This is a genomic window from Pseudomonas oryzae (assembly GCF_900104805.1).
GTDB lineage: Bacteria > Pseudomonadota > Gammaproteobacteria > Pseudomonadales > Pseudomonadaceae > Geopseudomonas > Geopseudomonas oryzae.
In genome coordinates this window covers 604529-628405 of record NZ_LT629751.1, presented here as the reverse complement: position 1 = coordinate 628405, position 23877 = coordinate 604529, and the positions used below count along the sequence as shown (strand labels likewise).

At 60.4% G+C, this 23877-nt stretch carries 17 protein-coding genes, 4 tRNA genes and 3 rRNA genes; 3 read left to right on the top strand and 21 right to left on the bottom strand.

Translation table 11 applies throughout. The features are described 5' to 3' along the window. Positions 1-48 precede the first annotated feature (48 nt). The 11 genes from BLT78_RS03010 to BLT78_RS02960 form a co-directional block, all read right to left on the bottom strand. Complete coding sequence (locus BLT78_RS03010) at positions 49-411, bottom strand: MerR family transcriptional regulator (RefSeq protein ID WP_090347553.1); 363 nt, start codon at positions 409-411, stop codon at positions 49-51. Continuing rightward, positions 392-694, bottom strand: a complete 303-nt coding sequence (ihfA, locus tag BLT78_RS03005) for an integration host factor subunit alpha (RefSeq protein WP_090347552.1) — start codon at positions 692-694, stop codon at positions 392-394. The genes BLT78_RS03010 and ihfA overlap by 20 nt, the downstream gene beginning before the upstream one ends. Before the next feature lie 3 nt (positions 695-697). Then, positions 698-3076, bottom strand: a complete 2379-nt coding sequence (pheT, locus tag BLT78_RS03000; RefSeq protein ID WP_090347551.1) for a phenylalanine--tRNA ligase subunit beta — start codon at positions 3074-3076, stop codon at positions 698-700. 33 nt (positions 3077-3109) lie between these two features. Further along, a complete protein-coding gene (pheS, locus tag BLT78_RS02995) occupies positions 3110-4126 on the bottom strand; it encodes a phenylalanine--tRNA ligase subunit alpha (RefSeq protein ID WP_090347550.1) in 1017 nt (338 codons plus the stop codon). Between the two features lie 96 nt (positions 4127-4222). After that, positions 4223-4579 (bottom strand): 50S ribosomal protein L20, encoded by a 357-nt coding sequence (gene rplT, locus BLT78_RS02990; RefSeq protein ID WP_090347549.1) that lies wholly within the window; start codon positions 4577-4579, stop codon positions 4223-4225. Positions 4580-4610: 31 nt separating this feature from the next. Further along, a complete protein-coding gene (gene rpmI, locus BLT78_RS02985) occupies positions 4611-4805 on the bottom strand; it encodes a 50S ribosomal protein L35 (protein WP_090215844.1) in 195 nt (64 codons plus the stop codon). Between the two features lie 60 nt (positions 4806-4865). Next, the gene (gene infC / locus BLT78_RS02980; RefSeq protein ID WP_090347548.1) at positions 4866-5399 is read right to left on the bottom strand and encodes a translation initiation factor IF-3; all 534 of its coding nucleotides are present in this window, start codon (positions 5397-5399) and stop codon (positions 4866-4868) included. A 33-nt stretch (positions 5400-5432) separates the two neighbouring features. Next, the gene (gene thrS / locus BLT78_RS02975; protein WP_090347547.1) at positions 5433-7343 is read right to left on the bottom strand and encodes a threonine--tRNA ligase; all 1911 of its coding nucleotides are present in this window, start codon (positions 7341-7343) and stop codon (positions 5433-5435) included. 214 nt (positions 7344-7557) lie between these two features. Beyond that, positions 7558-8385: an alpha/beta fold hydrolase gene (locus BLT78_RS02970; protein WP_231975684.1), complete on the bottom strand. Its 828-nt coding sequence runs from the start codon at positions 8383-8385 to the stop codon at positions 7558-7560. 73 nt (positions 8386-8458) lie between these two features. Further along, positions 8459-8535, bottom strand: a tRNA-Val gene (locus BLT78_RS02965). 6 nt (positions 8536-8541) lie between these two features. Beyond that, positions 8542-8618 (bottom strand) — tRNA-Val (locus BLT78_RS02960). A gap of 183 nt (positions 8619-8801) precedes the next feature. On the opposite strand from BLT78_RS02960, the gene BLT78_RS02955 reads away from it, so the two are divergent. Beyond that, complete coding sequence (locus tag BLT78_RS02955) at positions 8802-10085, top strand: NAD(P)/FAD-dependent oxidoreductase (RefSeq protein WP_090347545.1); 1284 nt, start codon at positions 8802-8804, stop codon at positions 10083-10085. A 32-nt stretch (positions 10086-10117) separates the two neighbouring features. On the opposite strand, the gene BLT78_RS02950 is transcribed toward BLT78_RS02955, so the two are convergent. Then, complete coding sequence (locus BLT78_RS02950; protein WP_090347544.1) at positions 10118-11086, bottom strand: PA2778 family cysteine peptidase; 969 nt, start codon at positions 11084-11086, stop codon at positions 10118-10120. Further along, positions 11083-11481, bottom strand: a complete 399-nt coding sequence (locus tag BLT78_RS02945; RefSeq protein ID WP_090347543.1) for a PA2779 family protein — start codon at positions 11479-11481, stop codon at positions 11083-11085. The genes BLT78_RS02950 and BLT78_RS02945 overlap by 4 nt, the downstream gene beginning before the upstream one ends. 201 nt (positions 11482-11682) lie before the next feature. Here BLT78_RS02945 and BLT78_RS02940 point away from each other — a divergent pair, with 201 nt between their 5' ends. Together BLT78_RS02940 and BLT78_RS02935 are read left to right on the top strand one after the other, a co-directional pair. Next, the gene (locus BLT78_RS02940; protein ID WP_231975683.1) at positions 11683-13512 is read left to right on the top strand and encodes an ABCB family ABC transporter ATP-binding protein/permease; all 1830 of its coding nucleotides are present in this window, start codon (positions 11683-11685) and stop codon (positions 13510-13512) included. Between the two features lie 68 nt (positions 13513-13580). Next, the gene (locus tag BLT78_RS02935) at positions 13581-14096 is read left to right on the top strand and encodes an O-acetyl-ADP-ribose deacetylase (RefSeq protein WP_090347541.1); all 516 of its coding nucleotides are present in this window, start codon (positions 13581-13583) and stop codon (positions 14094-14096) included. A 17-nt stretch (positions 14097-14113) separates the two neighbouring features. Here BLT78_RS02935 and BLT78_RS02930 read toward each other — a convergent pair whose 3' ends face one another. From BLT78_RS02930 to serS, 8 genes are all read right to left on the bottom strand, one after another. After that, positions 14114-15055 (bottom strand): DUF808 domain-containing protein, encoded by a 942-nt coding sequence (locus BLT78_RS02930; protein ID WP_090347540.1) that lies wholly within the window; start codon positions 15053-15055, stop codon positions 14114-14116. Positions 15056-15249: 194 nt separating this feature from the next. After that, a 5S ribosomal RNA gene (gene rrf, locus BLT78_RS02925) occupies positions 15250-15365 on the bottom strand. A 126-nt stretch (positions 15366-15491) separates the two neighbouring features. After that, positions 15492-18383, bottom strand: a 23S ribosomal RNA gene (locus BLT78_RS02920). Between the two features lie 268 nt (positions 18384-18651). Continuing rightward, positions 18652-18727, bottom strand: a tRNA-Ala gene (locus tag BLT78_RS02915). 31 nt (positions 18728-18758) lie between these two features. Continuing rightward, positions 18759-18835: transfer RNA gene (locus tag BLT78_RS02910), tRNA-Ile, on the bottom strand. 66 nt (positions 18836-18901) lie between these two features. After that, positions 18902-20438, bottom strand: a 16S ribosomal RNA gene (locus BLT78_RS02905). Together the 16S, 23S and 5S rRNA genes with 2 tRNA genes alongside form the textbook arrangement of a ribosomal RNA operon. A 525-nt stretch (positions 20439-20963) precedes the next feature. Next, a complete protein-coding gene (cysG, locus tag BLT78_RS02900) occupies positions 20964-22349 on the bottom strand; it encodes a siroheme synthase CysG (protein ID WP_090347539.1) in 1386 nt (461 codons plus the stop codon). Positions 22350-22480: 131 nt separating this feature from the next. Beyond that, positions 22481-23761 (bottom strand): serine--tRNA ligase, encoded by a 1281-nt coding sequence (gene serS, locus BLT78_RS02895; RefSeq protein ID WP_090347538.1) that lies wholly within the window; start codon positions 23759-23761, stop codon positions 22481-22483. Between the last annotated feature and the right edge of the window lie 116 nt (positions 23762-23877).

Sequence of the window (23877 nt, the reverse complement as noted above, 5' to 3'; positions counted from 1 at the left end):
GACGGACTATACCCTAAGCATCTGAATTGTGGAAGTTTTTTTTGCACATCAGTGAGGCTTGCGAAGGATGTGCAGCAGCTCTTCCAGCTCGGCGATCATCTGACGGATCAACTGGTGGTACTGACTGCTGTCGTCGCGCGCCTCTTCGCCGGACAGACGCTGACGTGCGCCACCGATGGTGAAGCCCTGGTCGTAGAGCAACGCACGGATCTGGCGGATCAGCAGTACATCCTGATGCTGGTAGTAGCGGCGATTGCCACGGCGCTTGGCCGGGCTGAGCTGGGGGAACTCCTGTTCCCAGTAGCGAAGGACATGCGGCTTGACCGCACACAGCTCGCTTACCTCACCGATGGTGAAGTAGCGTTTGCCGGGAATGGGAGGGAGTTCACCGTCAGGACTTTGGTCCGACATGGGCCTCGACTCGCGCCTTCAGCTTCTGACCTGGCCGGAAGGTAACCACGCGACGGGCAGTGATGGGGATCTCCTCACCCGTCTTGGGGTTGCGCCCTGGTCGTTGACGCTTGTCGCGCAGGTCGAAGTTGCCGAAGCCGGACAACTTGACCTGCTCGTTGTGCTCCAGCGCCTGACGAATTTCCTCGAAGAACAGCTCGACCAGCTCCTTGGCTTCCCGCTTGTTCAGACCCAACTCCTCATGGAGGCGTTCGGCGATCTCGGCTTTCGTCAGGGCCTTCATACGCTACTTCCTTAACGTGGCTTGGAACCGCTCTCCCAGGGAAGCAATGATTCTCTGCAGATTCTCATTGACTTCTTCGTCATTAAGAGTGCGCGATGGATGCTGCCAGGTCAAGCCGACTGCCACACTTTTGCTATGTGGATCAATACCTTTGCCCTGATAGACGTCGAACAGCCGCAGGTCGGTGAGGTACTCGCCGGCCTGACTGCGGATCTCGTCCAGCATGCTTTGTGCCGGCACTTCGCGACCGACCAGCAGGGCCAGGTCGCGGCGCACTTCGGGGAAGCGCGACAGTTCGTGGAACTGCGGCAGGCGGCCGGCGGCCACTTCGGCCAGCACCAGCTCGAACAGGTAAACCGGCTGCTCCAGGTCCAGCGCCTTGGCCAGCTCAGGGTGCAGGGCACCGAGGAAGCCGACCAGCTGGCCGTCGCGCTCGATGCGCGCGGTCTGTCCCGGGTGCAGAGCCGGGTGCTCGCCGGCGACGAAGGCGAAGGCAGAGCCGGCACCGGCATAGCCGAGCAGCGCCTCGACGTCGGCCTTTAGGTCGTAGAAGTCCACTACCTCGCGACCGTTGGCCCAGCCCTCCGGCAGACGGCTACCGCAGATCACCCCGGCGAGCATGGCCTCCTGCTTGAGCCCGTCGAGCTGGCCGACGAAGCGCAGGCCGGACTCGAACAGACGCACACGGCTCTGCTGGCGGTTGAGGTTGTGCTGCAGCGCCTTGACCAGACCCGGCCACAGCGAGGCGCGCATGGCTGCCAGATCGGCGGAGATCGGGTTGGCCAGGGTCAGCGGTGCGACACCCGGGTGGAACAGCTCGAACCACTTGGGATCGATGAAGCTGAAGGTGACCGCCTCCTGGTAACCGCGGGCAACCAGCAGACGGCGCAGTTGGCCGAGTTCGGCGCGCGCCTCGTTCTGCGGCTGCGGCGCCAGGCGCGCCTCAGGGTAGCGCACCGGCAGGCGGTTGTAGCCGTACAGGCGGGCCAGCTCCTCGATAAGGTCGACCTCGATGGACAGGTCGAAGCGGTGGCTGGGGATCTCCACCTGCCACTGCCCTGCCCCGCTGGCGGCGACCTTCAGGCCCAGCGCGGTCAGCAGGCGCTCGACCTCGGCGGCCGGAAGCGAAAGACCGAGCATCTGCTCGATGCGCTCGGCACGCAGGGTGACCGGGGCGACCTGCGGCAGGTACTCTGCGCTGACCTCCTCGACGATCGGGCCAGGCTCGCCGCCGACGATCTCCAGCAGCAGCGCGGTGGCGCGCTCCATGGCCTCGCGGGCCAGCTGCGAGTCGACGCCACGCTCGAAGCGGTGCGAGGCATCGGTGTGCAGGCCGTAGGAGCGGGCCTTGCCGGCGATGGCGATGGCGTCGAAGAAGGCGCTCTCGAGGAACAGATCGCGGGTGCCGGCGGCCACGCCGCTGTGCTCGCCGCCCATCACGCCAGCGATGGCCAGGGCGCGCTCGTGGTCGGCGATCACCAGGGTGTCGGGACGCAGCTCGACTTCCTGGCCGTCCAGCAGCACCAGCTTCTCGCCGGCCTCGGCCAGGCGCACGCGCACGCCGCCCTTGATCTCGGCGAGATCGAAGGCGTGCATCGGCTGGCCCAGCTCGAGCATCACATAGTTGGTGACGTCGACCGCCGGATCAATGGCGCGCACGTCGGAGCGGCGCAGGCGCTCGACCATCCATAGCGGCGTCGGACGCGACAGGTCGACGTTGCGGATCACCCGGCCGAGGTAGCGCGGGCAGGCCTTGGGGGCCAGCAGTTCGACGCTGCGCACTTCGTCGTGCGCCGCCGGCACGGCGGCGATGGCCGGACGGGCGACCGGGGCGTCGTACAGGGCGCCGACCTCGCGGGCCAGACCCGCCACCGACAGGCAGTCGCCTCGGTTCGGGGTCAGATCGACCTCGATGCTGGCGTCGTCGAGATTGAGGTAGCTGCGGATGTCCTGACCGACCGGCGCATCGGCGGCCAGCTCGAACAGACCGGAGTTATCGTCGCTGATCTGCAACTCGGAGGCCGAGCAGAGCATGCCGAAGGACTCGACGCCACGCAGCTTGGCCTTCTTGATCTTGAAGTCGCCCGGCAGTTCGGCGCCGAGCATGGCGAAGGGAATTCTGATTCCCGGGCGGGCGTTGGGCGCACCGCAGACCACCTGGAAAGTCTCGCCGCCGTTGCTCACCTGGCAGACGCGCAGCTTGTCGGCGTCAGGGTGCTGTTCGGTGGAGAGGATCTCGCCGACCACCACGCCAGTGAAGACACCGGCAGCCGGGGTGACGCTGTCCACTTCGAGGCCGGCCATCGACAGACGGGCCACCAGTTCATCGCGCGACACCTGCGGGTTGACCCAGGTGCGCAGCCATTGTTCGCTGAATTTCATCCTGTTCTCCTGAAAGCGGGTTGACCGATCGACCTAGCGGAATTGCGCGAGGAAGCGCAGGTCGTTGTCGAAGAACAGGCGCAGGTCGTTGACGCCGTAGCGCAGCATGGCCATACGCTCGACGCCCATGCCGAAGGCGAAGCCCTGGTACTTCTCCGGGTCGATGCCGGACATGCGCAGCACGTTCGGATGCACCATGCCGCAACCCATCACCTCCAGCCAGCCGGTCTGCTTGCACACGCGGCAGCCCTTGCCGGAGCACATCACGCACTCCATGTCGACCTCGGCCGACGGCTCGGTGAAGGGGAAGAACGACGGGCGGAAGCGCACGCCCAGTGGCTTCTCGAAGAACACGCGGAGGAACTCCTCGATGGTGCCCTTGAGGTCGGCGAAGCTGACGTGCTCGTCGACCAGCAGGCCTTCGACCTGGTGGAACATCGGCGAGTGGGTGATATCGGAGTCGCAGCGGTAGACGCGGCCGGGGCAGACGATGCGGATCGGCGGCTGCTGGCTTTCCATGGTGCGCACCTGGACCGGCGAGGTGTGGGTACGCAACAGCATGTTGGCATTGAAGTAGAAGGTGTCGTGCATCGCCCGGGCCGGATGGTGGCCGGGGATGTTGAGGGCCTCGAAGTTGTGGTAGTCGTCTTCGACTTCCGGGCCCTCGGCAACGTTGTAGCCGATGCGGGTGAAGAACTGCTCGATACGCTCGAAGGTGCGGGTCACCGGGTGCAGGCCACCACTGGCCTGACCGCGGCCCGGGAGGGTCACGTCGATGCGCTCGGCGGCCAGCTTGGCGGCCAGGGCGGCGGACTCGAGGTCGGCCTTGCGCGCATTGAGGGCATCCTGAACGCTGGTCTTGGCGGCGTTGATCAGCGCGCCGGCTTTCGGGCGTTCCTCGGCCGAGAGCTTGCCCAGGGTCTGCATGAGCTGGGTCAGCTCGCCCTTCTTGCCGAGATAATGGACCCGGAGCTGCTCCAGGGCATTCACATCTTCGGTGTGTCGCACGGCCTCCAGGGCTTGGGAGACCAGCGCATCCAGGTTTTCCATGTACGGACTCCAGATACAAAATAGGGGAAGGGCACGAGGCCCTTCCCCTATCGGTGACGTTGCCCGGACCCGAGGGCCCGATGATTGTCGTGGGGCTTAGGCCAGAACGGCTTTGGCTTTCTCGACAATCGCAGCAAACGCCGCTTTTTCGTTCACTGCCAGATCGGCCAGAACCTTACGGTCGATCTCGATGGCGGCCTTCTTCAGACCGGCGATCAGACGGCTGTAGGACAGACCGTTGATGCGCGCACCCGCGTTGATACGGGCGATCCACAGAGCGCGGAACTGACGCTTGCGCTGACGGCGGTCACGGTAGGCGTACTGGCCGGCCTTGATCACCGCCTGCTTGGCAACGCGGAATACGCGCGAGCGCGCACCGTAGTAGCCCTTGGCGAGTTTCAGAATTTTCTTGTGACGACGACGAGCGATAACGCCACGCTTGACACGAGCCATGCTTTAGAACCTCTTGATTATCTTGACCGGATTAACGAACGCGCAGCATGCGCTCTACTTTGGCAACGTCGGATGCATGCATCAGCGAGGTGCCACGCAGCTGGCGCTTACGCTTGGTGGTCATCTTGGTCAGGATGTGGCTCTTGAAAGCGTGCTTGTGCTTGAAGCCGTTAGCAGTCGGCTTGAAGCGCTTCTTGGCACCGCTCTTGGTTTTCATCTTTGGCATGTTTGGTACTCCGCATTCATTGATTACACATAACCACAAGGCCTGCCAGTGCCCTGGAGGTTATTTACGCTTCTTGGGAGCGATGACCATCATCAGCTGGCGTCCTTCCAGCTTCGGATGCTGTTCAACGGTGCCGTATTCGGCGAGGTCGGCTTCGACCCGCTTCAACAGCTCCATGCCCAGATCCTGGTGGGCCATCTCACGACCGCGGAATCGCAGGGATACCTTGGCCTTGTCCCCATCATTAAGGAAACGTATCAGGTTGCGTAGTTTTACCTGATAATCCCCTTCTTCCGTACCGGGACGGAATTTCACTTCCTTGACTTGTGCCTGCTTCTGGTTCTTCTTCGCCTCGGCAGCCTGCTTCTTCTTCTCGAACAGGTGCTTGCCGTAATCCATGATCCGGCATACGGGCGGAACCGCGTCAGCAACGATCTCAACCAGGTCGAGTTTGGCGTCTTCGGCAGCCTGCAGGGCCTCGTTGAGAGAAACCACGCCGACCTGCTGACCATCGACACCGATCAGGCGGACTTCGCGCGCGGTGATATTTTCGTTGATCGGGGGCCGGGACTGTACTCGCCTGTCTTGTCTCATGTCGCGCTGCTTAATAGTGATTACTCCGATGGGTTACCGACCGCGCCGAGCAACGGCTTCGGCCAGCAGATTCTGGAACTCGCCAACGGTCATGGAGCCCAGATCCTGACCGTCGCGCGTACGCACGGCGACGGTCTGCGATTCGACTTCGCGATCCCCGATAACCAGCAGGTAGGGAACCTTGAGCAAAGTATGCTCGCGGATTTTAAAGCCGATCTTCTCGTTTCTCAAGTCAGCCTTGGCACGATATCCGCTTTCCTCGAGCTCCTTGGCCACCTGGGCGGCGAATTCGCCCTGCTTGTCGGTGATGTTCAGCACCACCGCCTGGGTCGGCGCCAGCCAGGCCGGGAAGGACCCCTCGTAGTGCTCGATGAGGATGCCGATGAAGCGCTCGAAGGAGCCCAGCACCGCACGGTGCAGCATCACCGGGTGCTTGCGGCTGTTGTCCTCGCTGACGTATTCGGCGCCCAGACGGATCGGCAGGTTGAAGTCGAGCTGCAGGGTACCGCACTGCCAGACACGACCGAGGCAATCCTTCAGCGAGAACTCGATCTTCGGGCCATAGAAGGCGCCCTCACCCGGCTGCAGCTCCCACGGCAGGCCGGCATTGTCCAGCGCGGACTGCAGGGCGGCTTCGGCGCGATCCCACAGCTCGTCGGAGCCGACGCGCTTCTCCGGACGGGTGGAGAGCTTGAGCTGGATGTCCTTGAAGCCGAAGTCGGAGTAGACGTCCAGGGTCAGCTTGATGAAGGCCGCCGCCTCGTCCTGCATCTGCGACTCGGTGCAGAAGATGTGCGCGTCGTCCTGAGTGAAGGCGCGCACGCGCATGATGCCATGCAGCGAACCGGACGGTTCGTTGCGGTGGCAGGCGCCGAACTCGGCCAGACGCATCGGCAGCTCGCGGTAGCTCTTCAGGCCCTGATTGAACACCTGCACGTGGCACGGGCAGTTCATCGGCTTGACCGCATAGTCGCGACTTTCCGACTCGGTGGTGAACATCAGGTCACCGTAGTTGGCCCAGTGGCCGGACTTCTCCCACAGCACGCGGTCGACCACCTGCGGCGTCTTGATCTCCAGGTAGCCGTGCTGACGCTGCACGCGACGCATGTACTGCTCGAGCACCTGGTACAAAGTCCAGCCATTGGGGTGCCAGAACACCATGCCGGGCGCTTCTTCCTGGGTGTGGAACAGATCGAGGCGCTTGCCGATCTTGCGGTGATCGCGCTTCTCGGCCTCTTCGAGACGATGCAGGTAATCCTTCAGGTCCTGCTTGCTGCCCCAGCAGGTGCCGTAGATGCGCTGCAGCATCTTGTTCTTCGAGTCGCCACGCCAGTAGGCGCCGGCCACCTTCATCAGCTTGAACGCCTGCAGCTTGCCGGTGGACGGCACGTGCGGACCGCGGCACAGGTCGATGAACTCGCCCTGACTGTAGAAGGACAGCGGCTCATTGCTGGGGATGGACTCGATGATCTCGACCTTGTACTTCTCGCCGAGATTGTCGAAGAAGGCCACCGCCTCGTCGCGCGACATCAGCGAGCGACTGACCACAAGGTCCGCCTTGGCCAGCTCGTTCATCTTCGCCTCGATCTTCTCGAGATCCTCACTGGTGAAGGGACGCTCGCAATCGAAGTCATAGTAGAAACCGTCATTCACCACCGGACCGATGGTGACCTGGGTACCGGGGAACAACTCCTGCACGGCCATGGCCATCAGGTGGGCACAGGAGTGGCGCAGCACCTCGACGCCCTCCGCATCCCGCGCGGTGATGATCGACAGCGCGACATCGCCCTCGATGACATACGAGGTGTCCACCAATTGGCCGTCAACCTTGCCGGCCAGGGCCGCCTTGGCCAATCCGGCACCGATGGACTGGGCAACCTCGGCCACACTGACCGGCTGCTCGAACGAACGCTGACTACCGTCGGGAAGAGTAACGGTGGGCATGGCGCCTCCTCTCTCAGTGGTGACCCCTACCAAAGGCCACATGGGGTGGGATGAGCCAGTAAGCGGCGCCCGGCGGGAAAACTGCCTCACGATGGCAGGACCGAAGATGGCCTTCCCGAAACCTGAGCGGAGATCACTGGAAAAAATAGGGCCGTAATCGTTTCAGAAAAGACGGGGTGGCGCAAGGCAAAGCCCCACCTCACTCACAAAACGCTCACAGCGAATCGAGAAACTCGCCGACCAGGCGATTGAACAGCGCAGGACGCTGCACGTTCATGCCATGCGACACTCCAGACAACACCTCGCAACGCGCATCGGCCAGATGCTGCCCCAGCATGCGCAGGATTGCCGGAAACGGCGGCGGACTGCGCTCGCCGCCGAGGAGCAACACCGGACAGCGGACCACCATCAACTGCTCGCGCGCAAGGGGCGTTGGGCGGTCCTCGACCTGCCCCACCAGGGTATAGGCATTGTCCAACGCCATGCGCCGGAAGCGTGCGGACGAGCGCTGCCAGATCCCGGCGCCACTGACGGTATCGACAAAAAGCTGCAGACCAGCTTCCACGTCGCCTGCGCAAATCATCCGCAGGGCCTCGAGACGAAAGCGGTTGCGCTCGTCGGCCGCAAGCGGAGCCGACTCCCCCACAGACTCGAACAACTCAGGCGCATACTCGCCCCCAGGATCAGCCAGCAACAAGGAGCGCACCAGATCCGGCCGCAGCGCAGCCAGTCGCAGGGCCAGGTTGCCGCCACGCGAATGCCCGAGCACATGCATGGGCTCGCCCTGACGCTCGATCAGCTCGATCAGGTCCGCCACATGCTGCCCGGTGGAAAATCCGCCACCCAGGCCACGCCAATGCTCGGGATAACAGCGCCGCAGGCTCGGGGCCAGCACCCGGCAGCGCTCGGCGAACGCCGGGATCTGCGCCGACCAGAAGCGGTAATCGCACAGCGAGCCATGCACCAGCAGCAACGGCGCACCAGCACCCCGCTCGATGCCTTGCAGTTCGTAATCGGCCAGATGCCAAGCCGCGGTATCCACCGTCCGCCCTCGCACACAATTTCCGGAATACCAAAAACAGAAAAGCCGGTCGTCTGACCGGCTTTTCTGTTTTTGGTAGGCACAATTGGACTCGAACCAACGACCCCCACCATGTCAAGGTGGTGCTCTAACCAACTGAGCTATGTGCCTGCAATTTGGTAGGCGCAATTGGACTCGAACCAACGACCCCCACCATGTCAAGGTGGTGCTCTAACCAACTGAGCTATGCGCCTGCAGTGGCCGCGAATATTACGGAGCCGACGCCACCCCGTCAACTCCTTTTTCGCTAACCCACTGAAAAAACACCATCTTTTCGCTAGCGGCCGGATCTGGAGCACTGAACAGTCACTGGCAGGCAGGAAAAATCCCGCGTAGGATCAAAACGAACGTAAAGGATATACAACAGAGGTTGCAATATGACGCACACTTCCTATCCGCAATCCTATTACGCCTTTTCCGCCACCCCTTCCCCCAAGCGTTCCCCGCTGCAAGGGGAATGCGAAACCGACGTGTGCATCATCGGCGCCGGCTATACCGGTCTGTCGACGGCCCTGTTCCTTTGCGAGCATGGATTCCGGGTGACCGTCCTGGAAGCCGCCAAGGTCGGCTTCGGCGCATCGGGACGCAATGGCGGACAGATCGTCAACAGCTACAGCCGCGACATCGACGTCATCGAACACAGCACCAACGCCCCGGCTGCCCGCCTGATCGGCGAGATGGCGTTCGAAGGCGGGCGCATCATTCGCGAGCGCATCCAGCGCTATCAGATTCAGTGCGACCTCAAGGATGGTGGGCTATTCGCCGCCTTCACCCCCAAGCAGATGAGTCATCTGGAGGCGCAGAAGCGACTCTGGGAGCGCCACGGCCACACCCAGCTGGAGTTGCTGGATCGTCAGGCCATCCGCCAGGTGGTGGCCACCGACAACTATATCGGCGGCATGCTCGACCACAGCGGCGGGCATGTCCACCCGCTCAATCTTGCCCTTGGCGAGGCCGCTGCCGTGGAGTCCCTGGGCGGCACGATCCACGAACAATCGCCGGTGCTGCGCATCGAGCGCGGCGCCAATCCACTGGTGCATACCGCCCAAGGCCAGGTGCGGGCCAAGTTCGTGGTGGTAGCCGGCAACGCCTATCTCGGCAATCTGCTACCCGAGCTGGCAGCCAAGTCGATGCCTTGCGGCAGCCAAGTCATCGCGACCGAACCTCTGGACGAGGAGCTGGCTCAGTCGCTGTTGCCGCAGGACTACTGTGTCGAGGACTGCAACTACCTGCTCGACTACTACCGCCTCTCAGGCGACCGTCGGCTCATCTACGGCGGCGGTGTCGTTTATGGTGCGCGCGACCCGGCCAACATAGAGGCCATCATCCGCCCGAAGATGCTCAAGACCTTCCCACAGCTGAAACATGTGAAGATCGACTTCGCCTGGACCGGCAATTTCCTGCTGACCTTGTCGCGCCTGCCGCAGGTCGGCCGCCTGGGCGACAACATCTACTACTCCCAGGGCTGCAGCGGCCACGGCGTCACCTATACCCATCTCGCCGGCAAGGTGCTGGCCGAGGCTCTGCGCGGCCAAGCCGAACGTTTTGACGCTTTCGCCGGCCTGCGTCACTACCCCTTCCCCGGCGGCCGCCTGCTGCGTGTGCCTTTCACTGCGCTGGGGGCCTGGTACTACCAGTTGCGCGACCGACTCGGCGTGTAGCACGGCAGGCCCCCGAGAGTGCCGTTGCCGAATCAGGGGCTCGAGACTGGCTGGGGGCATGTGGGCAGGACCGGGCAACCGCCCTGCGCTTTGCCCCCCGGCAGCGTCTCGACAAACCGAGAGTCCCCCGGCGCCTGTTGACGAGCACACTGCAGGGCACGCTCGGCTTCGCTCGCACACCCCTGCTCGGCTAGCACATGAGCCAGATTGCCCCAGCCCGGCGCCAGAAGGGGCTCGACCGTAACCGAGCGCTGCAACGCCACCCGCGCACCGGCAATATCGCCAGCCGCATAGCGCGCGTTGCCGAGAGCGAACCAGCCCATGCCTTCCTCCGGCCAGCGTCGCACGGCGGTCTGGTAAGCCTGCTGCGCAGCCGGGGCATGTCCGGTCTGCTCCAGATCGGCGGCTGCCTGCAGCCAGGGCCGCAGTTCGGCCCGGGCCGGCAGCCTGTCGGGCGGCATGGTCACTACCGCCCAACGCCCCCCCCGCGCCCAGGTCGCGTCGAAACTGGCAAAGTCGGTCACCCAGCGCCGGGAGGTGCCCGAGCGCAGCACCAGTTCGCTTCTCTGCCGGTCGTAGCCCACCAGCACCGCGAAGTGCCAGCGCGGGTACCAGTCGAAGGCCAGATTCTGCAGCACCAGGACCGGGTTGCCCGCCGCCACCTCTGCGAGCAGAGCATCCAGGCGCGGAGCTAACGGGTAGACCAGCAGGTCGTGCGCCCGAGCGGCCGCCACCAGCTCGACCTGCAGGCTGCCCTCGCGACCGGGCAGGAAGACGCGCTCCTTGAGCAGACCCGGCGTCGTCGCTATCCCTCGCTGGTTGAGCATGGTCGCCAGCGCAGCGGGCCCACACTGGAACTCTGCCTGAGGAAAGAACGGCACCTCGCTCAGCTCGACCCGCTCCGGCAGATCCCGCGCCAGAGGAGGCAACGCCGGCTGACTCACGCAGCCGGCAAGCCATGCACTCACCAGCAGAACGCACAGTCCCCTGCCAAGGGTCATCGATTGATGCACTTGACGAAGGTGAACAGATCAGTGGCACAGAGCAGGTCGGTGATGATGAAGATAACCAGGAACAGCACGATGATGCCGATGATACCGCCAGCCGGCGCTTCGCTCAGTTGCTGGTTGAACTGCGCCAGTTCGGCGTTGGTGAGACTGTTGATCCGCTGCTCGACCTGGGCACGTTCGACACCCAGCGAGGCAAGCTTGTCCTGCACGCCTTGGTCATCGAGCATGGCCAGCAATTGCTGACGATCAACCTGTTGTTGCTGGGCTTGCAGGGCCTCGGAAGTACCGATCATACCGGCTTGGGCGACCGGAATCTGCACGACCAGCAGCAGGTGGGTCGCGACCAACGCCGTGGCCAGCGGACGGAAAAAAGCACGCTTGATCATGGGGCTCTCCTTTTGTGGATCCGCTCTAGACCGTCGCAGCGCGACAGAGGTTCCTCCGCAGAATAGGTGAGTCCGCAGAGTCTTGCCGTTCACTTGTTTTGACCCGATCAGAGTCGATCAGTTCGTGACGTTGCACGACAGCCACGCCAAGGTCAGCATAAATCGTCATAGTTCATCTTCCGAATGCTCTGGCTACCCGACATGAATACGAGCGAAGCTCAGCAAGGCCCGACCTCCGCCACACCGCGCACCAAGCGCCAGACGCGCAGCGAAATCTCCGTGATCGGTGATTTGTTACCCTATCTGCGCCCCTACCTCTGGCGAATTCTCCTCGCCCTGGGCCTGGTTTTCGCTTCCAAGCTGTTCAACCTCTGGGTGCCCATCCTCCTCAAGCAAATCGTCGACGGACTCAATGTCGAGCCGAATTTACTGCTGCTTCCGACAGGCCTTCTGCTCGCCTATGGCGCCGCACGCATCGGAGTCACCCTGTTCACTGAACTGCGTCAGGTGGTGTTTGCCCGGGTCATGGCACGTACCTCGCGAGAGGTCACCCTCCGGGTCTTCCGACACCTGCATGGACTCAGTCTGAGATTCCATCTGAGCCGACGTACTGGCGGAGTCGCCCGGGACGTCGAGCGCGGCGGCAGCGCGATTGCCGACCTGCTCGACTGGACCCTGTACTCGATCATCCCGATCCTGCTGGAGGTCATTCTGGTCACAGCGGTACTCGTGTGGGCGTACGACTGGCGCTTCGCAGCGATCACAATGGCCACCCTGCTGGCCTACGGAGTGTGGACGTTTGCCATCACCGAGTGGCGCACCGCCTACTATCGCGCTTCGGTGGAGGCCGATACGCGCGCGAACGAACGAGCGGTCGACTCACTGCTGAACTACGAAACGGTCAAGTACTTCAACAACGAGGAACACGAGGCAGCACGCTACGACGAAAACCTGAAGCATCTCGAGGATACCAAGGTCAAGGCGACCATCAGCCTGGCGGCGCTCAACCTGGGCCAGAGTGCCATAGTCGCGATTGGCGTGACCGCCATGATGTGGCTGGCCGCAGCCGGTGTAGCAGATGGCAGCATGACCGTTGGCGATCTGGTGCTGGTCAACGCCTACCTGCTGCAGCTCTCTGCACCGCTGTTTCTGCTCGGCATGATGTACCGCGAGGTGAAGCAGGCACTGACCAACATGGAACGATTGTTCGGCCTGCTGGACGCGCGACAGGACGTACAGGACGCTCCGGGCGCGATGCCACTGGCGGCAAGCCGACCATCTGTGCGCTTCGAGAACGTTAGCTTCGGCTACGATCCGCGCCGCCAGATCCTGCACGACGTGGTGTTCGAAATTCCCGCGGGCGGAACCGTCGCGGTAGTCGGCCACTCCGGCTGTGGCAAGTCGACTCTCGCTCGCCTGCTCTATCGTTTCTACGATGTGGATGGGGGACGAATAACGATCGACGGACAGGACCTCCGGCAGCTGACGCAGGCCTCGCTGCGCGGTGCAATCGCCATCGTTCCACAGGATACCGTGCTGTTCAACGACAGCATCTACTACAACATTCTCTATGGCCAGCCGACTGCCAGCCGCGCCGAAGTCGAAGCAGCTGCGCGCGCCGCCCATATCCACGACTTTGTACAAAGTCTGCCGGATGGCTATGAAACGCAGGTCGGCGAACGCGGCCTGAAGCTTTCCGGTGGAGAAAAGCAGCGTGTAGCCATCGCCAGAGCAATCCTCAAAAATCCGAGCATCCTGATCTTCGACGAGGCGACTTCGGCGCTAGACTCGCAATCCGAGAGAGCCATTCAGGAAGAGCTGGATCGGATCCAGATCGGCCGCACCACCTTGGTTATTGCTCATCGCCTTTCCACCGTTATGGATGCCGACCAGATCCTGGTGATGGACGCCGGACATATCGTAGAACGCGGGACTCATGCGGAGTTGCTGGATCTGAACGGGCAATATGCCCGGATGTGGCGTCTGCAGCAACAACGCGCAGAACAGGATAGCGCGGCCGCTGCGCGATGAGCCCGGAATCAAGGCTGCCTGCCACTCCGGGGCCAGTGAACCGCTTCGCCATGTGAGAACTCGATGATATGCCCGCCAAACTGCATGCCATTCAAGCCGATATCACGACGCTCGCGATCGATGCCATCGTCAACGCCGCCAACCCATCGCTGCTCGGCGATGGTGGTGTTTCCGGCGCTATTCTGAGGGCTGGAGGCAGGGAGCTTGTCGAGGCTTGTCGGCGCCTTGGTGGCTGCGCAAGCGGGGATGCCAAACTGACCGCTGGTTACCACCTTCCTGCGCGCTTCGTAATTCACGCGGTAGGACCAGTCTGGCATGGCGGAGGCGAAGGGGAAGCGCAGTTGCTGTCCTCTTGCTACCGCCGCTCATGTGAGGTCGCCGCCACGGCAGGCGCTCGAAGCCTGGCATTTCCGAGTATCAGCACCGGAATCTTCGGCTATCCCTTCGAGCAGGCGGCGAGCATCGCCGTGAACACCGTCCGGGAGAGCCTGTCGGCACTCCCGGAAATCGAGTCGGTGGTGTTCTGCTGCTTCTCTCGCAGCGATCTGCTGGTCTATCGCCGGCTTCTCGCGCACACCGACTGATCTCACTCTCGTGGCGATCAGAGTCTATGGTCGGCCTTGTCCCTGAACCTGCCGAACAGACTCACTCCGGCCAGCACGGCGGCGCCCACCAAGACTCCGAAGCCGGCATTGAGCAGGGTCGGTACAGTGGCACCGATCACAGCTCCGACAACCGATAAGGACTCGCCGACTTGCGCCAGTTGCCCGATGGCATGGTGTACCAGCGGAATGCCATGGGTCAGGATAGCGCCGCCGACCATGAACATGGCCGCAGTACCCACCACCGAGAGCCCCTTCATGAGATAAGGTGCGGCGCTGAGTATGATCCGCCCTGAACGCTGAGCCAGCGGAGATGCCTGCCGGCAGAGGTGTATACCGAGATCGTCCAGTTTGACGATTCCCGCCACCAACCCATACACGCCAACAGTCATTACGACAGCAATGACCGATAGCACCAGTAGCTGCTGCATGAAACCAACTGCCGCGACTGCTCCCAGAGTAATGGCAATGATCTCGGCTGACAGAATGAAGTCGGTGCGTACCGCACCTTTGATCTTGTCCATCTCGAAGGCCACCATGTCGACGGCCGGATTGCCGAGCGCCTCGAGCTGACGGACGTGGCTGGCCTCCTCTTCGGCCTTGCTATGCAGATACTTATGGGCGAGCTTTTCGGCCCCCTCGAAACAGAGGAAGGCGCCCCCCAGCATCAGCAAGGGCGTGATTGCCCAAGGCGCAAGCGCGCTGATCAGCAGCGCGGCCGGCACCAGGATCAGCTTGTTCAGGAAAGAGCCCTTGGCGACCGCCCACACTACCGGCAACTCACGCTCGGCTGCCACGCCGGTCACCTGCTGGGCATTCAGGGCCAGGTCATCACCGAGCACACCGGCGGTTTTCTTGGCGGCCACCTTTGTCATCACCGAGACGTCATCGAGGATGGTGGCTATGTCATCAATCAAAGCGAGCAAACTGCTTCCAGCCAACGTGATTCTCCCTGCGTGCTGATTGTAGGTGGGGGCTCCCGCCCTGAGTCGTCATTTTCCGCGTCGACACATTTCATTTCCGTGTCAGATCGAGCAAAAGGACGCCCTAGCGACTGCATCCCGAATGGCCGGTTTTCAGGGCTTAAAAGACGAAACCCCGACCAGCGTGAGCTGATCGGGGTCTCTGTATAGGTGCTTGACGATGACCTACTCTCACATGGGGAAGCCCCACACTACCATCGGCGATGCGTCGTTTCACTACTGAGTTCGGGATGGGATCAGGTGGTTCCAACGCTCTATGGTCGTCAAGCAATTCGGTTGGGGCATCGCCGTGGCGCTACCCCGAATCGGGTACGTGATAGTCGTATTCGGTAATTTGCGGTTCTGCAAGCTTTCGGCCTGTCTCACGCAAACAATCAGATTGTTTGGGTGTTATATGGTCAAGCCTCACGGGCAATTAGTACTGGTTAGCTCAACGCCTCACAACGCTTACACACCCAGCCTATCAACGTCGTAGTCTTCGACGGCCCTTCAGGGAGCTCGAGGCTCCAGTGAGATCTCATCTTGAGGCAAGTTTCCCGCTTAGATGCTTTCAGCGGTTATCTTTTCCGAACATAGCTACCCGGCAATGCCACTGGCGTGACAACCGGAACACCAGAGGTTCGTCCAACCCGGTCCTCTCGTACTAAGGTCAGCCCCTCTCAAATCTCAAACGTCCACGGCAGATAGGGACCGAACTGTCTCACGACGTTCTAAACCCAGCTCGCGTACCACTTTAAATGGCGAACAGCCATACCCTTGGGACCGGCTTCAGCCCCAGGATGTGATGAGCCGACATCGAGGTGCCAAACACCGCCGTCGATATGAACTCTTGGGCGGTATCAGCCTGTTATCCCCGGAGTACCTTTTATCCGTTGAGCGATGGCCCTTCCATACAGAACCACCGGATCACTAAGACCTACTTTCGTACCTGCTCGACGTGTCTGTCTCGCAGTCAAGCGCGCTTTTGCCTTTATACTCTGCGACCGATTTCCGACCGGTCTGAGCGCACCTTCGTACTCCTCCGTTACTCTTTGGGAGGAGACCGCCCCAGTCAAACTACCCACCATACACTGTCCTCGATCCGGATAACGGACCAGAGTTAGAACCTCAAGATTGCCAGGGTGGTATTTCAAGGATGGCTCCACGCGAACTGGCGTCCACGCTTCAAAGCCTCCCACCTATCCTACACAAGCAAGCTCAAAGTCCAGTGCAAAGCTATAGTAAAGGTTCACGGGGTCTTTCCGTCTAGCCGCGGATACACTGCATCTTCACAGCGATTTCAATTTCACTGAGTCTCGGGTGGAGACAGCGCCGCCATCGTTACGCCATTCGTGCAGGTCGGAACTTACCCGACAAGGAATTTCGCTACCTTAGGACCGTTATAGTTACGGCCGCCGTTTACCGGGGCTTCGATCAAGAGCTTCGCTTGCGCTAACCCCATCAATTAACCTTCCGGCACCGGGCAGGCGTCACACCCTATACGTCCACTTTCGTGTTTGCAGAGTGCTGTGTTTTTAATAAACAGTCGCAGCGGCCTGGTATCTTCGACCGGCATGGGCTTACGTAGTAAATACTTCACCCTCACCGGCGCACCTTCTCCCGAAGTTACGGTGCCATTTTGCCTAGTTCCTTCACCCGAGTTCTCTCAAGCGCCTTGGTATTCTCTACCCGACCACCTGTGTCGGTTTGGGGTACGGTTCCTAGTTACCTGAAGCTTAGAGGCTTTTCCTGGAAGCATGGCATCAACCACTTCGCATTCTAAAAGAACGCTCGTCATCAGCTCTCGGCCTAGATTTCCCGGATTTGCCTAAGAAATCAGCCTACCACCTTAAACTTGGACAACCAACGCCAAGCTGGCCTAGCCTTCTCCGTCCCCCCATCGCAGTAACTAGAAGTACAGGAATATTAACCTGTTTCCCATCGACTACGCTCTTCAGCCTCGCCTTAGGGACCGACTAACCCTGCGTCGATTAACGTTGCGCAGGAACCCTTGGTCTTTCGGCGTGGGAGTTTTTCACTCCCATTGTCGTTACTCATGTCAGCATTCGCACTTCTGATACCTCCAGCGAGCTTCTCAACTCACCTTCACAGGCTTACAGAACGCTCCTCTACCGCTCATCCAAAGGATGAACCCGTAGCTTCGGTGTGTGGTTTGAGCCCCGTTACATCTTCCGCGCAGGCCGACTCGACTAGTGAGCTATTACGCTTTCTTTAAAGGGTGGCTGCTTCTAAGCCAACCTCCTAGCTGTCTAAGCCTTCCCACATCGTTTACCACTTAACCACAACTTTGGGACCTTAGCTGACGGTCTGGGTTGTTTCCCTTTTCACGACGGACGTTAGCACCCGCCGTGTGTCTCCCACGCTGACACTTCCAGGTATTCGGAGTTTGCATCGGTTTGGTAAGTCGGGATGACCCCCTAGCCGAAACAGTGCTCTACCCCCTGGAGTGATACGTGAGGCGCTACCTAAATAGCTTTCGAGGAGAACCAGCTATCTCCGAGCTTGATTAGCCTTTCACTCCTATCCACAAGTCATCCCCTACCTTTTCAACGGGAGTGGGTTCGGTCCTCCAGTCAGTGTTACCTAACCTTCAACCTGCTCATGGATAGATCGCCCGGTTTCGGGTCTATACCCAGCGACTAAACGCCCTATTAAGACTCGCTTTCGCTACGCCTCCCCTATACGGTTAAGCTCGCCACTGAATATAAGTCGCTGACCCATTATACAAAAGGTACGCAGTCACCTAACAAAGTAGGCTCCCACTGCTTGTACGCATACGGTTTCAGGTTCTATTTCACTCCCCTCTCCGGGGTTCTTTTCGCCTTTCCCTCACGGTACTGGTTCACTATCGGTCAGTCAGTAGTATTTAGCCTTGGAGGATGGTCCCCCCATGTTCAGACAAAGTTTCTCGTGCTCCGTCCTACTCGATTTCACTTCAAGGACCCTTTCGCGTACGGGGCTATCACCCACTATGGCCGCACTTTCCAGAGCGTTCCGCTAAAATCCAAGAAGCTTAAGGGCTAATCCCCGTTCGCTCGCCACTACTAAGGGAATCTCGGTTGATTTCTTTTCCTCAGGGTACTTAGATGTTTCAGTTCCCCTGGTTCGCCTCTTGCACCTATGGATTCAGTACAAGATACCCGGCTTGTGCCGGGTGGGTTCCCCCATTCAGAGATCTCCGGATCAAAGTCTGTTTGCCGACTCCCCGAAGCTTATCGCAGGCTACCACGTCTTTCATCGCCTCTGACTGCCAAGGCATCCACCGTATGCGCTTATTCACTTGACCATATAACCCCAAGCAATCTGCAATCCGAAGATCCGATTTCCTGCGGTCATTGTGCGTGAATACGACATTCGCCGAAAACTTGCGCTTGAACTCGCAAATTTTACCTTGACGTGGATGAGTGCAGTGAAAACACTCACCCAGTCTACTTCTATCACTTACCCGAATTTTTAAAGAACGTTCTGGCGCAAAGACCAGAAATCAGTATTCCTACATCAGCCGCACCTGGCGAACTGACTGAATACTCATTTCTGAGCTTTCGGCGATTAAATGGTGGAGCCAAGGAGGATCGAACTCCTGACCTCCTGCGTGCAAAGCAGGCGCTCTCCCAGCTGAGCTATGGCCCCATCTTTCGATCGGCCTGCGCACCACGACAATTGGTGGGTCTGGGCAGATTCGAACTGCCGACCTCACCCTTATCAGGGGTGCGCTCTAACCAACTGAGCTACAGACCCAATCGCCTTTCGCGAGTGAATCAAGCAATTCGTGTGGGAGCTTATGAAGAAGCTGGGATCTTCGATTAAGGAGGTGATCCAGCCGCAGGTTCCCCTACGGCTACCTTGTTACGACTTCACCCCAGTCATGAATCACTCCGTGGTAACCGTCCCCCCGAAGGTTAGACTAGCTACTTCTGGAGCAACCCACTCCCATGGTGTGACGGGCGGTGTGTACAAGGCCCGGGAACGTATTCACCGTGACATTCTGATTCACGATTACTAGCGATTCCGACTTCACGCAGTCGAGTTGCAGACTGCGATCCGGACTACGATCGGTTTTGTGAGATTAGCTCCACCTCGCGGCTTGGCAACCCTCTGTACCGACCATTGTAGCACGTGTGTAGCCCTGGCCGTAAGGGCCATGATGACTTGACGTCATCCCCACCTTCCTCCGGTTTGTCACCGGCAGTCTCCTTAGAGTGCCCACCATAACGTGCTGGTAACTAAGGACAAGGGTTGCGCTCGTTACGGGACTTAACCCAACATCTCACGACACGAGCTGACGACAGCCATGCAGCACCTGTGTCTGAGTTCCCGAAGGCACCAATCCATCTCTGGAAAGTTCTCAGCATGTCAAGGCCAGGTAAGGTTCTTCGCGTTGCTTCGAATTAAACCACATGCTCCACCGCTTGTGCGGGCCCCCGTCAATTCATTTGAGTTTTAACCTTGCGGCCGTACTCCCCAGGCGGTCAACTTATCGCGTTAGCTGCGCTACTAAGTTCTCAAGGAACCCAACAGCTAGTTGACATCGTTTACGGCGTGGACTACCAGGGTATCTAATCCTGTTTGCTCCCCACGCTTTCGCACCTCAGTGTCAGTATCAGTCCAGGTGGTCGCCTTCGCCACTGGTGTTCCTTCCTATATCTACGCATTTCACCGCTACACAGGAAATTCCACCACCCTCTACCGTACTCTAGCCCAGTAGTTTTGGATGCAGTTCCCAGGTTGAGCCCGGGGCTTTCACATCCAACTTGCTGAACCACCTACGCGCGCTTTACGCCCAGTAATTCCGATTAACGCTTGCACCCTTCGTATTACCGCGGCTGCTGGCACGAAGTTAGCCGGTGCTTATTCTGTTGGTAACGTCAAAACTGCAGGGTATTAACCGGCAGCCCTTCCTCCCAACTTAAAGTGCTTTACAATCCGAAGACCTTCTTCACACACGCGGCATGGCTGGATCAGGCTTTCGCCCATTGTCCAATATTCCCCACTGCTGCCTCCCGTAGGAGTCTGGACCGTGTCTCAGTTCCAGTGTGACTGATCATCCTCTCAGACCAGTTACGGATCGTCGCCTTGGTGAGCCATTACCCCACCAACTAGCTAATCCGACCTAGGCTCATCCGATAGCGTGAGGTCCGAAGATCCCCCACTTTCTCCCGTAGGACGTATGCGGTATTAGCGTTCCTTTCGAAACGTTGTCCCCCACTATCGGGCAGATTCCTAGGCATTACTCACCCGTCCGCCGCTGAATCAGGAAGCAAGCTCCCCTCATCCGCTCGACTTGCATGTGTTAGGCCTGCCGCCAGCGTTCAATCTGAGCCATGATCAAACTCTTCAGTTCAAATCAATCCGGGTTTTGAGAAAACCCTAAACTTGGCTCAGCAATCGCAAAAAACTCTCGAATTCACGAGTGTTGCTTGTGATGCTGATAATCTTGCGATCACCAGTCTTACCCCACAAGCACCCACACGAATTGCTTGATTCAACTTGTTAAAGAGCGTTTCGGTCAGACCCAGCGGAAGCTTTCGTCTCAACCGAGACCGCGCATTCTACAGCAGCCTTTCAACCTGTCAAGCGACTTTCGAAAATTTTCTTTTCGATTCAACCGCTTGCGCTTCAGCGAACAACCAGACCACCGAAGCGAGGGAGATGAATCATACAGCAACCGGAGCCACTGTCAACCTCACCTCCGCAGCGCCATCCGCTTCGCGGAACAGCGCCGGCAAGACCGAAGCCTTGCCGCTCCCGACCACAACCTGAAGATAACTCCTTGATTTTCAAGGACTTTCAGCTCGTCGCCGGGAGTGGTGCGCATTATAGGGCGGCAAATCTGGACGTCAACCCCTAATGAGGTAGCTCCGCAAACTCAACTCAGCCCTTCGAACCATGCCAGCTTGTCGCGAAGGCGAACGACCTCCCCGACGATGACCAAAGTCGGCGCATGAACTTCATGCTCAGCCACCAGCTGCGGCAGATTACCCAATGTGCCAGTGAAGACCCGCTGATTACGAGTGGTACCCTGCTGCACCAAGGCAGCAGGAGTATCAGCCGATCGTCCATGCCCGATCAGCTCTCTGCAAATGAGCGGAAGCCCCACCAGCCCCATGTAGAACACCAGCGTCTGCCCAGGCGCCACCAAGTCAGCCCACGGCAGATTGCAGCTGTCGTCCTTGAGGTGTCCGGTAACGAAGCGCACCGACTGGGCATAGTCACGATGAGTCAGAGGAATTCCGGCATAGGCGGCACAGCCTGCCGCAGCGGTAATCCCCGGCACCACCTGGAAGGGGATGCCCTCGGCGGCCAGCTCCTCGATCTCCTCACCGCCACGCCCGAAGATGAATGGATCCCCCCCCTTCAAACGCAGTACACGCTTGCCTTGTTTGGCCAGGTCGACCAACCGGCGGTTGATCTGTTCCTGAGGCAGGGCATGCTCACTGCGCCGCTTGCCGACATAGATGCGCTCGGCGTCGCGACGACACATGTCGATGATCGCCGGGGCGACCAAACGATCGTAAAGCACCACATCCGCTTGCTGCATCAGCCGCAAAGCGCGAAAAGTCAGCAGATCGGGATCACCAGGCCCAGCTCCGACCAGATAAACCTCACCGAGCTCACGGTCATGACTGCCAACCAGCTTTTCGGCCAGAAGCCTCTCGGCCTCGGCCTCACGCCCGGCCAGCATCCGCTCAGCGATGCCCCCTTCAAACACTTCCTCCCAGAACACCCGGCGCTGCTGGACATCGGCAAAACGCTGCTTGACTGCTTCGCGAAACTTCTGGGCCAAGCCGGCCAGGCGACCATAGGCGGCCGGGATCAGCGTTTCGAGACGAGCGCGCATCAAGCGAGTGAGCACCGGAGCATCACCACCGCTGGACACGGCAACCATCAGCGGCGAACGATCGACGATGGCTGGAAAGATGACACTGCACAGTGCCGGGGCATCGACCACATTGACCGGCAGATTGCGCTCACCAGCCTCCCTCGATACCCGAGCATTGAGCAGCTCATCATCGGTTGCCGCAATCACGAGCACGCAACCATCGAGATCCGCGGTTTGATACCCACGCTCCAGCAGCTCGCCGCCCCCCTGCTCGACCAGCCCCCGCACGCTGGTCTCTATCTGCGGCGCCACGACCCGCAGCCGGGCACCAGCCTCGCCGAGCAGGCGAGCCTTGCGCAGGGCGATCTCGCCACCACCGACCACCAGCACCAGACGGTCTCGGAGATTGTGAAACAGGGGAAGAAAGTCCATGGACAGCCTCACAGCGGTTGCCGAGCGAAAAGAAAAGGGCCGGAGATCAATATCACCGGCCCGTCATGCACCTTTCAAGCAGGAAAGGCTTTGCTGAGCGCTGCAAAAGCGCTCTGCATTCAGGCTGACGCTCAGCCAATCACCTCGATGCCGGCCATGTAAGGCTTGAGCACCTCCGGCACACGGATGCCGCCGTCGGCCTGCTGATAGTTTTCCAGCACGGCAACCAGGGTGCGCCCGACGGCCAGACCGGAACCGTTGAGGGTGTGCACCAACTCGGGCTTGCCGGTGGCAGGATTACGCCAGCGCGCCTGCATGCGACGCGCCTGGAAGTCTCCGCAGTTCGAGCAGGAAGAGATCTCGCGATACTTGCCCTGGCTCGGCACCCAGACCTCCAGATCGTAGGTCTTGGTGGCACCGAAACCCATGTCACCGGTACACAGCGCCAGCTTGCGATATGGCAGCTCGAGCAGCTGCAGAACCTTCTCGGCATGCCCGGTCAGCTCCTCGAGCGCCTCGAAGGATTTGTCCGGTTCGACCACATGGACCAACTCGACCTTGTCGAACTGGTGCTGGCGGATCATGCCGCGGGTATCGCGACCGGAGGCACCTGCCTCGCTGCGGAAGCACGGGGTGTGGGCGACGAACTTCAGGGGCAGCTGCTTGGCGTCGAGAATCTCGCCGGAGACGATATTGGTCAGCGAAACTTCAGCGGTCGGGATCAGATAGAAGTCAGCCTCGCCCTCGCGACTGATCTTGAACAGATCCTCCTCGAACTTGGGCAACTGACCGGTCCCCTGCAGGGCGGGAGCCTGAACCAGATAAGGAGTGTAGGCCTCCTCGTAGCCATGTTCGCCGGTATGCAGATTGAGCATGAACTGGGCCAGGGCACGATGCAGCCGGGCGATGGGGCCGCGCATCAGCGCGAAGCGCGCACCGGACAGCTTGGCCGCCGTCTCGAAGTCGAGCCAACCATGCTGTTCGCCCAGAGCCACGTGATCCTTGATCTCGAAGTCGAATACGCGCGGAGCCCCCCAGCGACTCACCTCGACGTTTTCCTCCTCGCCAGCCCCGACCGGCACCGAGTCGTGCGGCAGGTTCGGGATGGTCAGCAGCATCGCATCCAGTTCGGCCTGGATCGCATCCAGCTCCTGCTTGCCAGCACTCAGCTCGGCACCCATGCGCTCGACGTCGGCCATCAACGGGGCGATGTCCTCTCCGCGCTGCTTGGCCTGACCGATGCTCTTGGAGCGGGCGTTACGCTCGGCCTGCAGCTGTTCGGTGCGAGTCTGGGTTTCCTTGCGACGGCTTTCCAGCGCCTCGAGGCGCGCCACATCCAGTTGGAAGCCACGGGTCGCCAGACGCTGGGCCACTTCCTGCGGTTGGCCACGGACCAGTTTGGAGTCGAGCATGGAGAATTCTCTTCAGTCGAAGCAGTCGAAATAGGGATTATCGGGCAGCATGCAGCTGCATTGGCATCCCGCTGCGCTGCCTGTCGCAGCAGAATACGCATGATCAGGTGCGAGAG